General features: G+C 70.3%; 16 protein-coding genes and 1 tRNA gene. 14 read left to right on the top strand and 3 right to left on the bottom strand.

The genetic code is table 11. The annotated features are described in order from the left end of the window. Nucleotides 1-42 precede the first annotated feature (42 nt). The 3 genes from O9344_RS10690 (at nucleotide 43) to O9344_RS10680 (ending at nucleotide 1081) form a co-directional block, all read left to right on the top strand. Nucleotides 43-405, top strand: a complete 363-nt coding sequence (locus tag O9344_RS10690) for a hypothetical protein (protein WP_298476450.1) — start codon at nucleotides 43-45, stop codon at nucleotides 403-405. A gap of 141 nt (nucleotides 406-546) precedes the next feature. Further along, a tRNA-Glu gene (locus tag O9344_RS10685) sits at nucleotides 547-622 on the top strand. Nucleotides 623-880: 258 nt separating this feature from the next. After that, complete coding sequence (locus O9344_RS10680; RefSeq protein ID WP_108178357.1) at nucleotides 881-1081, top strand: hypothetical protein; 201 nt, start codon at nucleotides 881-883, stop codon at nucleotides 1079-1081. 44 nt (nucleotides 1082-1125) lie between these two features. On the opposite strand, the gene O9344_RS10675 is transcribed toward O9344_RS10680, so the two are convergent. After that, on the bottom strand, nucleotides 1126-1416 hold the full coding sequence (locus O9344_RS10675; RefSeq protein WP_298476446.1) for a hypothetical protein: 291 nt from the start codon (nucleotides 1414-1416) through the stop codon (nucleotides 1126-1128). 375 nt (nucleotides 1417-1791) lie between these two features. Between O9344_RS10675 and O9344_RS10670 the strand changes: the two genes are divergently transcribed. From O9344_RS10670 to O9344_RS10655, 4 genes are all read left to right on the top strand, one after another. Further along, nucleotides 1792-3054 carry a hypothetical protein gene (locus tag O9344_RS10670; RefSeq protein WP_298476443.1) on the top strand — a complete coding sequence of 421 codons (1263 nt, stop codon included), beginning with the start codon at nucleotides 1792-1794 and terminating at the stop codon, nucleotides 3052-3054. Then, a complete protein-coding gene (locus O9344_RS10665) occupies nucleotides 3051-3650 on the top strand; it encodes a protein-S-isoprenylcysteine O-methyltransferase (RefSeq protein WP_298476440.1) in 600 nt (199 codons plus the stop codon). The genes O9344_RS10670 and O9344_RS10665 overlap by 4 nt, the downstream gene beginning before the upstream one ends. Nucleotides 3651-3775: 125 nt before the next feature. Continuing rightward, entirely contained in the window at nucleotides 3776-4453 is a 678-nt protein-coding gene (locus tag O9344_RS10660; RefSeq protein ID WP_298476437.1) for a hypothetical protein, read from the top strand. Nucleotides 4454-4752: 299 nt separating this feature from the next. Then, nucleotides 4753-5358, top strand: coding sequence for a lipase (locus tag O9344_RS10655; RefSeq protein WP_298476435.1), 606 nt, complete (start codon nucleotides 4753-4755; stop codon nucleotides 5356-5358). On the opposite strand, the gene O9344_RS10650 is transcribed toward O9344_RS10655, so the two are convergent. Next, nucleotides 5340-6938: a peptide chain release factor 3 gene (locus tag O9344_RS10650; protein ID WP_298476432.1), complete on the bottom strand. Its 1599-nt coding sequence runs from the start codon at nucleotides 6936-6938 to the stop codon at nucleotides 5340-5342. The genes O9344_RS10655 and O9344_RS10650 overlap by 19 nt on opposite strands. 127 nt (nucleotides 6939-7065) lie before the next feature. Between O9344_RS10650 and O9344_RS10645 the strand changes: the two genes are divergently transcribed. The 5 genes from O9344_RS10645 (at nucleotide 7066) to O9344_RS10625 (ending at nucleotide 13056) form a co-directional block, all read left to right on the top strand. Further along, nucleotides 7066-8034, top strand: a complete 969-nt coding sequence (locus tag O9344_RS10645) for a cache domain-containing protein (protein WP_298476429.1) — start codon at nucleotides 7066-7068, stop codon at nucleotides 8032-8034. After that, nucleotides 8034-9098 carry a neurotransmitter-gated ion-channel ligand-binding protein gene (locus tag O9344_RS10640; protein WP_298476426.1) on the top strand — a complete coding sequence of 355 codons (1065 nt, stop codon included), beginning with the start codon at nucleotides 8034-8036 and terminating at the stop codon, nucleotides 9096-9098. The genes O9344_RS10645 and O9344_RS10640 overlap by 1 nt, the downstream gene beginning before the upstream one ends. Nucleotides 9099-9235: 137 nt before the next feature. Then, nucleotides 9236-10321: a TRAP transporter substrate-binding protein gene (locus O9344_RS10635; protein WP_298476422.1), complete on the top strand. Its 1086-nt coding sequence runs from the start codon at nucleotides 9236-9238 to the stop codon at nucleotides 10319-10321. A 5-nt stretch (nucleotides 10322-10326) separates the two neighbouring features. Continuing rightward, a complete protein-coding gene (locus O9344_RS10630) occupies nucleotides 10327-10899 on the top strand; it encodes a HutD family protein (RefSeq protein WP_298476419.1) in 573 nt (190 codons plus the stop codon). A 30-nt stretch (nucleotides 10900-10929) separates the two neighbouring features. Further along, complete coding sequence (locus O9344_RS10625) at nucleotides 10930-13056, top strand: hypothetical protein (RefSeq protein ID WP_298476416.1); 2127 nt, start codon at nucleotides 10930-10932, stop codon at nucleotides 13054-13056. A 4-nt stretch (nucleotides 13057-13060) separates the two neighbouring features. On the opposite strand, the gene greA is transcribed toward O9344_RS10625, so the two are convergent. Beyond that, the gene (gene greA / locus O9344_RS10620) at nucleotides 13061-13537 is read right to left on the bottom strand and encodes a transcription elongation factor GreA (protein ID WP_298476413.1); all 477 of its coding nucleotides are present in this window, start codon (nucleotides 13535-13537) and stop codon (nucleotides 13061-13063) included. A 192-nt stretch (nucleotides 13538-13729) separates the two neighbouring features. Here greA and ykgO point away from each other — a divergent pair, with 192 nt between their 5' ends. Then, the gene (gene ykgO, locus O9344_RS10615) at nucleotides 13730-13855 is read left to right on the top strand and encodes a type B 50S ribosomal protein L36 (protein ID WP_106749089.1); all 126 of its coding nucleotides are present in this window, start codon (nucleotides 13730-13732) and stop codon (nucleotides 13853-13855) included. Between the two features lie 96 nt (nucleotides 13856-13951). Further along, a complete protein-coding gene (locus O9344_RS10610; RefSeq protein ID WP_298476410.1) occupies nucleotides 13952-14587 on the top strand; it encodes a tetratricopeptide repeat protein in 636 nt (211 codons plus the stop codon). The last annotated feature ends 29 nt before the right edge of the window (nucleotides 14588-14616 follow it).

Genomic DNA, 14616 nt, shown 5'->3' with positions numbered 1-14616 from the left:
CGTGCGCGTCACGCCGCCCCTCCTCGCCTCGCCGCAAGACCCATGAGCCAGACCCAGCCGACCCCCGCCCAGACCGAGACGGACGCCGCCGATCCCGCCAGCGAGGCGGTGGTGGCGCGCATGCGCCGCATCTCGGTGATCTCGTTCCTCGTCATGATCCTCGGCGTCGGCAGCGTGCTGGCGGTCATCGTCTACCGGCTGATGACGGTGCCGGGGCCGGGAACGGTGGTCTCCGGCGCCATTCCCGCCGAGCCCGGCCGCCTCGTCTCGGCGGTCAGCGCCGAGAACCGGCTGACCGTCACCTATCAGGCGGAGAGCGGCGCCACCATCGTCATCTATGACCTCAAGACGCTGAAGGAAAGCCACCGCATCCGCGTCGGAGGCCCGCAGGTGCCGCGGCCCTGAACGGGCGCCGGCAGCGTCCCGCTCCGGCCAGAGGCGGCGTCCCACAGGGTTCCCCAGTTTCTTGCGAGAGCCCAGCGAGGCCCGCTTGACCCGCCGGGGCCTTTGCGCCTATGAAGCGCCCTCCGCCGCTTGAGGCGGTCCGCTCCCTTCGTCTAGCGGTCTAGGACGTCGCCCTCTCACGGCGAAAACAGGGGTTCGAGTCCCCTAGGGAGCGCCAGCTTTTCCGCACATCGTCAGGCTCGCCAAGGCGCCTTCACGGGCCGCTACGCAGCCTTGCGCGGGACTGGAGGCGCAGGCCGAAAATCGCCATGAGCATCGAGAACCAGAGCGCGCCGGTGGTCGCCAGCAAGGTGCTCTCGAGACAGGCGACCAGCAGGCCGAAGACCCAGATCCGCGTGAACAGTTCCGTCAGCCGGGGCTTGACTTATGGGATCGATGAGAACAAAATAAGAACATATCAACCGGGAGGTCGATCATGGCAGGGCAGGCGGCGGTGACGACGGGTGCGGATCTGGTGGATGAGGAGGTCGAGGCCGTGCTGGCGGAGTTCGACGGCGACGTGCGCCGGGCGATCCGAGCGCTGCTCGACGATCTCGCGGCGCTGGCGGAGGACCGGGCCGAGGGACGCAATTTCCTGAGGGCCTATGGCCATCTGGAGCTGGTGAAGCTGCCCTGAGCGGGGGGCGGCTCACGGCGCCGGCCGGGCTCGCGGGCCGGCGGTCAGCGGTGGCCGTTGCCGGGAATGACGGGCTGGTTGCAGTGGCGGTGCCCCGCCTCGATGCAGGCCATGGTGCGGGAGGTCGCCCGCAGCTCGATCATCACATAGTAGGTGGCGAGGCCGAGGAGGGTGACGACGGCGGCTGCGGCAAGGTTCTGGCGAGCGCGGACACGCTCGTCCCAGGCGTTGAACCCGGGCTTTTCCGGTTCCTGCCGCCGGTGTTCGAGGGTCCAGGTCGGGGCCCTGCGGAAGAGGGCCGGCCTGTCATCCCTGTGGTCGTCATCGCGCGTCATCGGCCCCTGTCTCCTGTCGACGGGAAACGGCGAGGGCGATCGGCCGATACCGGTCGATCAAGGGGAGCATAACCTGTTTCGCCCGCCGGGGCGAAGAGCCCCAACTGGCCGATGGGGGATGCGCTGAACGCAATGTCGTGATGGGCGATGCCGCCCGGCCTGCCCGATCGGCGTGGGGCAAGTTGGCTTCGCGACCACGATCCAGACCCGTCGACGCCTCGCTGACGTTGCGTCCCCAAGGGCTCCTTCTGGGGATGACGCCGCCGCAAGGGCATGACCGGACTGGCGATGCCAGCCGCGCCATGGCATCACACTGACCCCACCTGGGCATTCCGCCGGTGCGGCAGGGCACCGGACCGGAGGCGCCCGTCCTGCATGGCGGCGAGGCCGCTGCTGACCCGGAGGCCTGCCATCTCCCCCGTCCGCCGCCGCCTCACCTTCCTCCTGACCGGCTATGAGCCGCTGCCGCCGGCGGCGCACCACCATCGCTTCGCGCGCGAGATCAGGCGTTTCGAGGCGACCTGGTCGTTGAAGGCGACGGTCGGCGGCCTCACTGAGATCCCCGACAGGCCGGTCGCGACCTGGCCGGTGGCGCTGGAAGGTCCGGACTTCGGCGTCGAGACCGAGGTCCGGCTGCTGCGCTGGGACGACATCGTCGCCGAGGACATGGAGATGCCGCTCTGGCAGCGGCTGCCGCGCTATCTCCTTGCCGCCGGTGACATCCTCGTCACGGGCACCTTCGCCCGCTATGTCGCCGCCTATTGGCGCTACGGCCTCTTCGCCGCCTACCCGCTGGTCCTGCTGGTCCTGTTCGGCCTTGTCGGCATCCTCGCGAGCCTGGTGCCGGGGCTGCTCGGCTTCGGGGCGCCCTGGCCGGTCCGCCTGGCGCTTGGCCTCGCCACCTTCCTCGGCCTCACCATGTTCGCCGGGCCGCGAATGCACCTCACCTACATGCTCGCCGACTGGATCTTCGCCCGCGACATGATGCGCCAGCGGCGGCCCGGCATCGATGCCCGCGCCGAGGCCTTCGCCCGCGAGATCGCCGCCGGGCTCGCCGATCCCGGCTTCGACGAGGTCGTCATCGTCGCCCACAGCCTGGGCGCCGCCTGGATGGCCGATGCCGTGGCGCGGGCGCTTTCCGCCGATCCCACCCTCGTGTCGACCGGCCGCCCGCTCGGTCTCGTCGGCGCCGGATCCTCCACCCTGAAGATCGCCCTTCACCCGGCCGCCGGCTGGCTCCGTGCGGCGGTGCAGCGGGTGGCCGATGCGCCGGGCATCACCTGGGCCGAGTATGACAGCCATGTCGACTTCATCTGCTTCTACAAGAACGACACGCCGACCGCCCTTGGCCTCACCGTCGCCCATCCGCCGCTGCGGCGCTCCATCCGCCTGTCGCGCATGCTGGCGCCGGCCACCTGGCGACGCTTCCGCGGCAATCTGCTGCGCATCCACCGCCAATACGTGATGGGCAATGAGCAGCGATATCTCTATGACGTCCACATGATCGCCTGCGGGCCCTTTCGCTTCGCCGACATCGCCCGGCGCGGCGAGGATCTGCCGGGGGCTCTCGGCCCCGACGGGTCTCTCGCCGCCGCCGCCACCCCGCTCCCCTCCACCATGGACATGCCGGCCCGATGACCCCTTTCCTCGCCCAGATCGTCTTCCTGATCGGCGTCTTCGGCTGGGGCGCCATCCGCATCCCCCACGAGATCAAGAACAAGCGGAAGAACCGCATCGAGGTGAGCCAGGCCGACCGCCAGGAGAAGGTCCTGCTGTTCGTGTCGCTCACCGGCCTCGGCATCCTGCCCATTGCCTACTGCCTGTCCGCCAGCCTCAGGCGCGTCCTTGCCTTCGCCGACCTGCCGTTCTCTGCGGCCGTCGCCTCGCTCGGCGTTCTGGTCTTCGCCGGCGCGCTGGCGCTCTTCCTTGCCACCCACCGCCAGCTCGGCCGCAACTGGTCGCAGACGCTGGAGCTGCGCGAAGGGCACACGCTCGTCACCCATGGCGTCTACCGCCTGGTGCGCCATCCCATGTACACGGCCTTCTTCCTCTGGGGCCTCGCTCAGCTCCTTCTCCTGCAGAACTGGGTTGTCGGGCCCGCCGGTCTCATCGGCTTCGGCACGCTCTACGCCTTCCGCGTCGGCCGCGAGGAGCGGATGATGCATGAGGCTTTCGGCGCCGCCTACGAGGCCTATGTGGCGCAGACGAAGCGGATCATTCCCTTCGTTCATTGACTCTTCACCGCCCCTGCCTTTGAGTCTTTCGACCATCGCCCGGCGCCCCGGCCCGGGCGTCGCAGTCGTTTGTCGTGTCGGTTCAGTTCATGGTCGTGTTGCGCAGGTTGGTCGGAGCTTTGGTCGTGGCGGGCCTCCTCGGGGGCTGCCAGACCATCGAGATGGTCGCGCCCAGCGAGGCCCTGCCGCAGGCGGGCGCCGCACCGGCGCTGGCCGCCGCGACGCCGCTCGACACCGATCCCGCCGCCCGATCGCGGCCGCGCGTCTTCCTCATGCGCGGCCTCGCCCAGACCGTCTCCGAGGGCGTCGATCACCTCTCCGCCAAGCTCGTGCGGCAGGGCTATCGCGCCAGCGTTCACGCCTATGGCGAATGGCCGGCCATCGCGGCGCAGATCATCGAGGACCGGCGGGCCAGTGGCGGGGCCTCTCGCGCTGTGATCGTCGGCCATTCGCTGGGCGCCAATTCCGTCGTCGCTCTGGTCAACACCCTTGCGGCTCGCGGCGTGGAGGTCGATCTCGCCGTCACTTTCGATCCGACGGTGGACCTCACCGTCCAGGGTGGCGCCCGCCAGTTCCTCAATTTCTACCAGTCCGACAATGGCTGGGGCCGCGCGGTCGGTGTGGGGGCTGGCGCCAGAGGGGTCGAGAACATCGACCTCAAGACGATGGAGCACCTGACCCATTTCACCATCGACCGCGACGCCAGGGTGCATGAGCGGGTCCTCACCGCGATCCGCCAGATCCCTGCGAGGGCAGCGCCGGTGCCTGCCGTCGCCCGGGCGCGCGACGGCCGCCCCTCCTGACAGCGCGGCAAGGCTGCAACAGCTGCCAGGCCATGGCGCGGGCTCGCTCAGCGAACCGTTGACAGGCACGGTTCCCCATCTTCAGCTTGGATTAACCACGTTCCGTCAGGTTGACCGGCGAGTCTTGCCGGGTGAACCGCAGCGGTGCGCCCGGGTTTGGAGCAGGTCGTCGAAGGCTGGGGTTGGCCATGGCAGTGTCGCTGCGCGTCCGGGTTCTGGGCGTCGTGTTCTCGGGTCTGTTGCTGGCCGGGTGCCAGACGACGGCGGAGATCAGCGGAGAGGGGGGCGGAGCCGTGCAGATGGCACGCGACGCCATGGCCCGGGGTGATGTCTATTCCACCGCCTCGGCGCGCCGGACGACGGCCATCCCGCCGCGCATCTACCTGATCCGCGGCCTCGCCAATGTCTTCTCGCAGGGCATGGACGATCTCGGCGCCAAGCTCCGGGCGCGCGGCTACAACGCCACCGTCCACGAGCACGGCGCCTGGAGCACCATCGCTGCGGAGATCGTCGCCAACCAGCGCGCGACCGGCGGGCGCCACCAGGCGGTTGTCATCGGCCATTCGCTCGGCGCCAATGCCGTCACCGATATCGCCAATGCCGTGGCGCAGCAGGGCGGGACCCTGGCGCTGGCGGTGGCCTTCGACCCGACGGTTCGCCAGTCCCTTGCAGGGGGTGCGCGGCGCTACGTCAACCTCTTCCAGTCCAACAATGGCTGGGGGACCCAGGTCTTCGCCGTGCCGGGCTATCGCGGCCGGCTGGAAAACATCGACCTGCGCCAGGAGGCCAACCTGACGCATTTCAACATCGACAAGGATGCCGGCCTGCACAACCGCGTCATCGGCTGGATCGGCCAGGCGGTTGGCTCGCCGCGCGGCAATGGCCGTCAGGCTGCGGCGCGCTGATAGTCCTTCACCGCCGAGAAGGTGATGCCGGCGGCGCGTTCCTCCTCGTAGCGCAGCGAGAAGGCCGAGGAGGCCATGTAGACCGGCGCGCCGTCGAGGTCGCGCGCCATGGAGGAGCCATGGCTCTCGATGAAGGCGTCGAGCACGCGCTCGTCGTCGGAGGAGATCCAGCGGCAGACCGAGAACTGGCACGGGTCGAAGTCCACCGGCAGGGTGTATTCGGCCGCCAGTCGCTCCTTGAGCACGTCGAGCTGCAGCGCGCCGACGACGCCGACGATGGCCGGTGAGCCGTCATTGGGCACGAAGAGCTGGACGACGCCCTCCTCGCCCATCTGCTGCAACGCCTCGCGCAGCTTCTTGGCCTTCATCGCATCCTTCAGCTTGACGCGGCGCAGCTGCTCGGGCGCGAAGCTCGGCACGCCCTTGAAGACGATGTCCTCGCCGTCGGTCAGCGTGTCGCCGATGCGCAGCGTGCCGTGGTTGGGAATGCCGACGATGTCGCCGGCAAAGGCCTCCTCGGCGAGCTGGCGGTCCTGGGCGAAGAAGAACTGCGGCGCGTTCAGCGGCATGGGCTTGCCGGTGCGCACCAGCCGCGCCTTCATGCCGCGGGAGAGCTTGCCCGAGCAGACGCGCAGGAAGGCGATGCGATCGCGGTGGTTCGGATCCATGTTCGCCTGGATCTTGAAGACGAAGCCGGTCATGCGCGGCTCGTCGGCGAGCACGGTACGGCTGTCGGCGACCTGGGCGCGCGGCGCCGGGGCATAGGCGATGAGCGCGTCGATGAGGTCGCGGACGCCGAAATTGCGCAGGGCCGAGCCGAAATAGACGGGCGTCAGGTGGCCTTCGCGATAGCTCGCGAGGTCGAAGGGCTTGGCGCCCTCCTTGGCGAGCAGGGCGCTCTCGCGCCAGTCGTCGGTGCCGTTGGGCAGGAGCTCATCGAAGACCGCGGCCTCCGGCCCGTTGACCTTGATGACATCGTCATCGTGGTCGATGCGGCGGATGTGGTTGTGGACGAGATCATAGGTGCCGGCGAATTCGCGGCCCTGGCCGATGGGCCAGGTCATCGGCGTGGTGTCGATCGCCAGCGCCTTCTCCACATCGTCCATGAGGTCGAAGGGATCGCGGCTCTCGCGGTCCATCTTGTTCACGAAGGTGATGATGGGGATGTCGCGCAGGCGGCAGACCTCAACGAGCTTGCGCGTGCGGTCCTCGACGCCCTTGGCGCCGTCGATGACCATGATGGCGGAATCCACCGCCGTCAGCGTGCGATAGGTGTCCTCGGAGAAGTCCTCGTGGCCCGGCGTGTCCAGGAGATTGAAGACGCAGCCGCCATATTCGAAGGTCATCACCGAGGTGACGACCGAAATGCCGCGCTGGCGCTCGATGGCCATCCAGTCGGAGGAGGTCTGGCGGCGGCCCTGCTTGGCCTTGACCTCGCCGGCGAGCTGGATGGCGCCGCCGAAGAGCAGCAGCTTCTCGGTCAGCGTCGTCTTGCCGGCGTCCGGGTGCGAGATGATCGCGAAGGTGCGCCGCCGCGAGGCGGGGGATTGGGTGACGGTCATGGCCGGCGGTTTAGCCATGCGGGCCGCGCCCGGTCAATGCGCGAGGGCTCGTGTCGGCCACCCTTGTTCTCCGCCCGGCCTTCGCCTATCAGCCGCGTCGATGGTGCCCGTGCTAGGGCGCAATGCATTTTCAGGGACGTGCATCGTGGTGGCAGTGCAGTGGAGACGGATCGGCGCCAGCGCTCTGGCGCCGGCCCTTGTGATCGCCCTGGTGCTTGGGGCGATGCTCCGCCACCAGCAGGCGAGCCTTCGCGCCGTCGAGGAGCGCGACCGCACCGCGCAAATGCAGCTCGTCGGCTCGCTGCTTGGCGCCAACATGGACCAGGCGGCGAAATTCGCCCTCGCCATCGCCGAATCCTTCGGCCGCAACCCGCAGGTGCGCGCGGCCCTTGCCGCCAGCGACCGGCAGCGGCTCCAGGCGCTCTCGGCCGAGGCCTATGGCTATCTCGGCGGCCAGGCGAGTGTGCAGATCTTCGGCTTTCACACGCCGGACCTGCGCTACCTCCTGCGCATGCACCGGCCCGACCAGCACGGTGACGACATCTCCACCTTCCGCGCCATGGTGGTGGCGGCGAACCGCCTGCGCCGGGCGCAGACCGGCGTCGAGATCGGCATTGCCGGCATCGGCATCCGCGGCGTCGCGCCGGTCGAGCAGGGCGCCTCCCTGCTCGGCACGGTGGAGGCTGGCCTCGACATCCGGCCGATCCTCGACCTCGTGAAGACTGCGACCAATACCGACATCGCCGTCATTGCCGCGTCCTCGCTCGCCGGCGTCACGCTCGACCCCAAGCTGCCGGCGGTGGGCGACCTCACCGTCATGGCGGCGACCGACGAGGCGCTGTTCACCGGGCTGATGCGCGCCGAGCCGTTGCGCGCCGTCCGCGACGTGAGCATCGGCACCCGCCGCCTCGACGGGCGAACCTATGCCGTCATGGCCCAGCCGCTGGTGGATTTCTCCGGCCGGCTCATCGGCCTCACCGTCATCGCCCGCGAAGAGATGGGCTCCGACGGGCGGCGGCTGACCACGGAGCTCTGGGTCATGGCCCTTGTCGGCGGCATCGTTGCCTTCGTCGCCTTCCTGGTTCTCGCCCGCCTGCGCCGGCAGGAGGCGTGATGGCCCGCATCCTCCTCGCCTGGCTCTGGCTCCTCGGCCTCGGCCTCATCGCCCATGCGGAGGGGGCCGGCGAGGGCCTCACCGCCCTGCCGCGCGGCGTCGAACTGCCGGTGCGCGTGCGCGTCGCCGTGCGCGTCCTCAATGTGCTGGAGGTGCGGGAGGTCGGCGGCCAGGCGCGGCTCCATCTCGAGATCACCCAGCGCTGGCACGATCCGCGCCTCGCTTTCGACGCCGTGGCGCGCGGTCTGTCGCGTGAAGACAGCGTCGGAGCGGAGGCGGACGAGCGGCTGAAGGCGATCTGGACGCCGGGCCTCGTCCTCGACAATCAGGTGGGCGGTCGCGACTCGCGCACGGTGGCCCTCTCCATTCACGCCCATGGCGAGGCGGTATTGATCGAGCGCTTCGAGGCGGATGTGCGCGTTCGCATGACCATGGACGCCTTTCCCTTCGACCAGCAAAACCTCACCCTCGCGCTCTCGCTGCCACGCCATCCGCAGCAGGAGGCGGTGCTGATGACCACCGAGGCCGACCGGCAGTTCTCCGGCATCGAGCGGGCCCTCGCGGTTGTCGACTGGCGGCCCATCGGCCTGCGCTTCGTCAACGACCTCGCCATGGGCTGGAATGCCCGCTCCTATTCGCGGCTCAACGTGACGGTGACGCTGGCCCGTGAGGCCCAGCGCTATGTGCTGCGCATCTTCGTGCCGGTCATCGCTGTGCTGGCCGTGTCGCTCTTTGTGCTGTGGGGGCCGGGTCTCCTCGAGAAGGACAAGGGCAGCCTCATCTTTTCCTCGCTGCTGGCGCTCGCCGCCATCAGCTTCACCTTCGAATCGAGCTTTCCCGGCGCCATCTCGCTGAACACCCCGGTCGCGGAGATGATCTCGCTCGGCTACCTTTACCTCGTCGCCGTGCTGCTCTTCGAGGTGGTGCTCTCGGTCGCCGTTGCCTCGCCGACGGCGCGCTGGCGTGACGAGGCGGTGGCGCTGCGCTCACACCTGCGCTGGGCCCTGCCGGCGATGATGGTCATTGTCTGTCTCGGGGCGGCGCTCCGGGCGCTGCCGGGCTGAGCCCGCCGCGACGGGAGCCATGCGCTATGGCCGGGTCGTCCCGGCCGAGCCCTGCGGTGGCCGGCCTCGACGCTTCGCGGCGGCGTCCTATAGTCGCAGGAGGGCGGTCATCTCGCCGCTGCCGGAGGGTGTCTCCCATGGTTTCGTCTCGCCTGCCCCTTGCCGCGCTTGGCGCGGCCAGCCTCGCCCTTGCCTCACCGGCGCTCGCCCAGGCCCCGACCCTGCCGCCGGGCCCGCCGGTCTCCATCCAGATGGTGACGCAGCTCTCGCCCTCGATCCCGCAATACACCAGGGTCGACATCCCCATGCTGCGCGAGGGCATCCCGGCGCGCTCCGGCGGCCGCATCCGCGTGACGCTGGCGAGCTGGCCGGAGCGCAATCTCTCCGGCCCCGACCTCATCCGCGTGCTGCGCGCCGGCCAGATCGACCTGGCGGGCATGGCGCTGCCGACGGTGGCCGGTGACGTGCCGCTGCTCGACATCATCGACATGTCGGGCCAGAACCCCTCGCATGAGCAGGGCCGGCGCATTGCCCATGCCATGCTGCCGACGCTGAACCAGGAGCTCGAGCGCTTCGGGGTGAAGATCGTCGCCTTCTATCCCTTCCCCGGCCAGGTGCTGTTCTGCCGCGATCCGGTCACCAGCCTCGCCGACCTCAAGGGCCGGCGCGTGCGCACGCCCGGCGGCTCGCAGAACGACTTCATCCAGTCCATCGGCGGCCAGCCGGTCGCCATCGGTTTCCCTGAGGTCTATTCGGCGCTGGAGCGCGGCGTGGTGGACTGCGCCGTGACCGGCACGGCCACTGGCAATGGCGCGCGCTGGTACGAGGTGACGCGCCATCTCTACACGTTGCCGATCCAGTGGGGCGTCGCCGCCTATGCGGTGAATCTTGCGTGGTGGAACCGCCTCGACCCCGCCGTCCGCGACTTCCTGCAGGCGACGATGAACGAGGTGGAGGAGGCGCAGTGGAAGCTCGGCGCCGAGCTCACCGAAGACGGCATCCAGTGCAATGCCGGCAATGCCGACGGCTGCAAGATCGGCCATGTGGTCACCAACCGTCCCATGACCGTCACCCGTGCCACGGCCGCCGACGAGGCGACGCTGCGCGAGGCCCTGACCAAGGTGGTGCTGCCGGCCTTCGTGAAGCGCTGCGGCGCCCGCTGCGGCGAGATCTACAACCGCATCGTCTCGCCCATCAGCGGCATCACCTACGTGGCGCAGTGAGCGGCATGATCCGCCAGCTCGATCCGGCCTCGTTCCGCACCGTTCCCTGGAAGAACGGTGGCGGTACGGCTACCGACATCGCCCAGAAGCTCGGTGCCGATGGCGAGCCGGACTGGCGCGTCGGCACCGCCGCGATCGACTGCGACGGTCCGTTCTCCGACTATGCGGGCGTGACGCGCACCTTCACCGTGATTCACGGTGCGGGCGTCACGCTGGACTTCGCAGGGGAGGGGGCACGACCCGTGCCCCTCGATGTCCCGACGGTCTTTTCCGGTGCGCCGGCGCCCTATTGCCGGCTCGTCGACGGCGTGCCGGCGACCGCCTTCAACCTCTTGACGCGGGACGGGGCGGCACGCGGAACGGTGAGAATCCTCGCCGGCGGCGGCGCGGTTGAGGCGCTCGCGGGCGCCGATATCAGCGTCCTCTTCGCGGTGGAGGGGGACTGGCGTGTGGCGACGGCGACCGGCGACATCGCTCTTCCCGCAGGGGCCGGGCTTCTCGTGGAGGCCGGCACCGGCCTCGCCGTTAGCGGCGCTGCGGGCGGACGTCTCGCCGTCGTCGCCATCGATCTCGCCTGACGTTCCGTGGCGGAGCCTCCGCGGCCAGTCGTGACCGACGACAGCGAGGCGCCGCTGGCGTCGCCGCGCTGGCTCATGCTTGTCTCGCTCGCGGGGGCCCTGGGCTTCGCTGCGTTCGGCCTCGGCTATAGCCTGTTCCATGCCCTGCCGACCCTCTACTGGGATGGCTGGGGCTATGCCGAGGTTCTGCTCCGCGCCCATGAGAGCGGCAGCCTCGCGGACTGGGCGCGGGCGCTGCACCACCGGCACAACGAGCATCGGCCGGGCCTCGCCAAGCTGGTCATGCTGGCGGACTGGTACGGCCGGCCGGGGATCGGGCTCTGGATCCATCTGGCGCTCATGGCTGCCGCCGGCGCCTTTCTTTTCGTCCTCGCCCTCGCCGACCGGGTGGACCGCGCCTCGCTCGTCGTCCTGATGGTGACGGGCGCGGGTCTCTTCCTCGCCCCGGTCCATGTCGAGAACACCACCTGGTTCACGCAGGCGCAGTTCCCGCTGTTTCTCATGCTGTCGCTGGGGCTGGTCTGGGCGGCGATGGCGGCGCGCAACACGGCAACGGCGCTCCTCGTTGCCTGTCCGCTGGCGGTCCTGTGCGCCTACACCATGGCCGCAGGGATCCTCGCGCCGGTGGCGGCGGGCGCGGCAGCGCTGATGTTCCGACGCGACCTGCCGCGGGCCGTCGCGATGGCCGTGCCGACTTCGATCGCCGTCGGGCTCGCCACCCTCTCCGTCGAGGGGCCGGCGCCGGCCCGCGCCTTTGCCGCGCCGATGGAGGCGCTGGCCTATGGCCTCGCCTTCCTCGGATCGGTCACGCCCACCCGCACGGTGGGACTGGCGCAGGCCGTCGGCCTCGCCATCGCGCTGGCCGGGATCAGCCTGATCGCCTGGGGTGCCCATCGCTGCTGGCGACGTGACAGGCCGCTCGATCCGCGTGCGGCAAGCCTCCTCGGCAGCATTGGCCTCATCCTGGCGGTGGCGCTCGCCACCGGCCTCACCCGCGGCGCAGAGGGGCCGCCGGCCTATGCGCTCGTCTCGCGCTACGCGCTGGTCTCCCTGACGGGCCTGCTGCTCATCGTCCTCGCCGCCGTGCGCTTCTGGCTGCACCGGGCCGCTGTGGTGCTGGCCGGGCGTCTCGCGCTGGTCGGCCTCGCAGTGGTCGCCGCCGTGCCGCATCCCTGGGTGTCGCAGGTGATCCAGCAGCGCCAGCGGCTCGCCGATGTCGCCGACATGGCGCGGAACGGCATCGCCGATCCCGAGGTTCTGCGCTTCGCCTATCCTTCCGCCGAGGCGCTGAAGCCCATCCTCGTGAGCCTGCGCCGCGCCGGCCTCGGCCTCTACGACCGCGCGGCGGGACCGGCCTGGCCGCCGCTCGCCGCGCTTGCGGGCGCCGCTCCGCCGGACCCTCCCGCCTGTGCCGGCACCATCACCGCGGTGACACGGATCGGGCCGGGCGCGGTCAGGGTCTCGGGCGTCGTCGATCGCCGGGCGGCGGCTGCCCCGGCCTGGATCGTGGCCCGCGACGAGGGCGGTCCGATCGCCGGCTGGACCCGTCCGCGGCGCTCCGTGATCAGCCCGCAGAGCGACGTTTTCGCGCTCGCGGCCCGCAGCGAGGCGCCGCCCGGCGGGATCATCGGCCTCGATGCGGCCGGGACGATCCTCTGCCGCTTCGCCATGCCGGCCTCCTCGCCCGTTCTCCTCGCGCAGATGCCGTTCATGCCGGGCCTTGCCGGAACGCCCGCGGATGTCGTGATCAGCGGCGAGGGCTTCGACCGCGCAGGTGCGCCGCCGGCTCCGCTGCGGCCCCTGGCCGGTGTCGCGACGGTCCATGGCAGCGGGTCGTCCGGTGCGGCGCGGCGCGGGGTCCTGCGCATCGAGATCCGTGCCGTGGCCGAGGGCCAGACGCTCGCCCTGCCGATCGCGACGGGCGAGGATCATCGCCGCCAGACGGTCCGGCTGGTCGATGTCGATGGAACCGTGCTGGCCGAGGCCGCGCCCGCCTTCCGCGAGCACCATCTCTGGTATGCCCTGCTGCTTCCCGCCGGGCTGTTGCGGCCCGGCATGGCGCTGGTGGTCACCGACGACGGCGACGGCTTCGGCGAATGGGTCGCGGTGGGCGAGCCGCGCTGGATCGCGCCGTCGGATACGGGCGGCCTGTTCTGAGGCCTCAGCCGATGGCGATGATCTCGACCTCGTGGCCGGCAACGATCGCGACGTCGCCGACGCCCTTGCCCATGAGCGCGCGGGCCATGGGCGAGACATAGGAGATGGTGCCGACGGACGGGTTCGCCTCGTCTTCGCCGACGATGGTGTAGGTCTGCCGCCGGCCGTCCTCCCGGTCGATGGTGATGCGACTGCCGAAATGCACCCTTCCATCGGCGGGCGGGGCCGGCTGGACCTCGGCGCTGGCGCGGCGGGCCTGGAAGTAGCGCAGGTCGCGGGCGGCGCGGGCATAGGCGATGCCGGTGGCATCCTCGCCGGCGGCCTTGGCGGCGAGCACGGCGGCGCGGGCTTCCTCCACCGCCGCCTCGAGCGCGGCGAGGCCGGCTGACGTGACGAGGTTCGGATGGGGCGAGATCGGCCGGTCCTGGAGGTTCGCCTCCGTGCCGTCCCGGTCGTTCTCCTTGGTGAAGGCGACGCTCATCCGTCCCGTCTCTCGTGCTATGGGGTGACTGTCCGGCCCCGGGGCCCGTGATCCCGCCAGATGGGGCGGCGATCTCCCCGCCGCAACCTTGACACTCCCGCCCCGGACACGTATAGCCGCCGCCTCTTCTTTATCGACGCAGCGTCCGTCGGGTCCCCCGATCCCGGTGCTCGTCTCCCAGGGATCGCCGCCATGAAGGTCCGCAACTCACTCAAGTCGCTGCGCGGTCGCCACCGCGACAACCAGATCGTGCGCCGCAAGGGCCGCGTCTACGTCATCAACAAGACCCAGAAGCGCTTCAAGGCGCGTCAGGGCTGAGGCCGGCTGAACGCCGTCCTTTGGGACTGACGCCGCTCACGCGGCTGTCATCGTCCCGACATTGACCGTCGCCGTGTCCTGGCCCAGCTTGGTGCCATGACTCGCGCGGCGGTTTTTCTTTTTGCTCTGCTCGGTACGGCCCTTGGCGGCGCGGCCTCGCACGCCCAGACCACCGGTCCGGTGCCGACGCCGCCGTCAGAAGCCGCGCCGGCCGCCGGTGCCATCACCCCGCCGGCTCTCGCTTCCGAGCGCGCCCGCCGGCTGGACGAACTCTATTCCCGCCTGCGCGAAGCTGAGAATGCCCGGCAGGCGCGGGTGCTGGAGGCCCAGATCGGCATGCTCATGTCGGTCTCCGGCTCGGACACGGCTGATCTCCTCATGGGCCGCGCCCAGCAGGCCATGCAGCAGCGCCAGGCCGATCTCGCCCTCTCGCTGCTCGACGCGGTCATCGACCTGCAGCCGGACTTCACCGAGGCCTGGAGCCGCCGCGCCACGCTCTACTTCGCCCGCCGCGAATTCGGCCGGGCGCTCTCCGACCTCGAGAACGTGCTGCGGCTGGAGCCGCGCCATTTCGGCGCCATGGTCGGCCTCGGCATGCTGTTGCAGCAGCTCGGCGACGAGAAGGGGGCCTTGACCGCCTTCCAGCAGGCGATGGAGGTCAACCCGCATATCGAGCGGGTGCCGCAGATCATCCAGCGCCTCAAGCCGAAGGTCGACGGCGTCGAGCTCTGAGGCTCCGGCGATCCGCGACCCGCGCCCTC

It is taken from the genome of Phreatobacter sp., from assembly GCF_027532945.1.
Classification (GTDB): domain Bacteria; phylum Pseudomonadota; class Alphaproteobacteria; order Rhizobiales; family Phreatobacteraceae; genus Phreatobacter.
The sequence above is the reverse complement of the archived record's forward strand: the minus strand, read 5'-3'. Positions and strand labels throughout refer to the sequence as shown.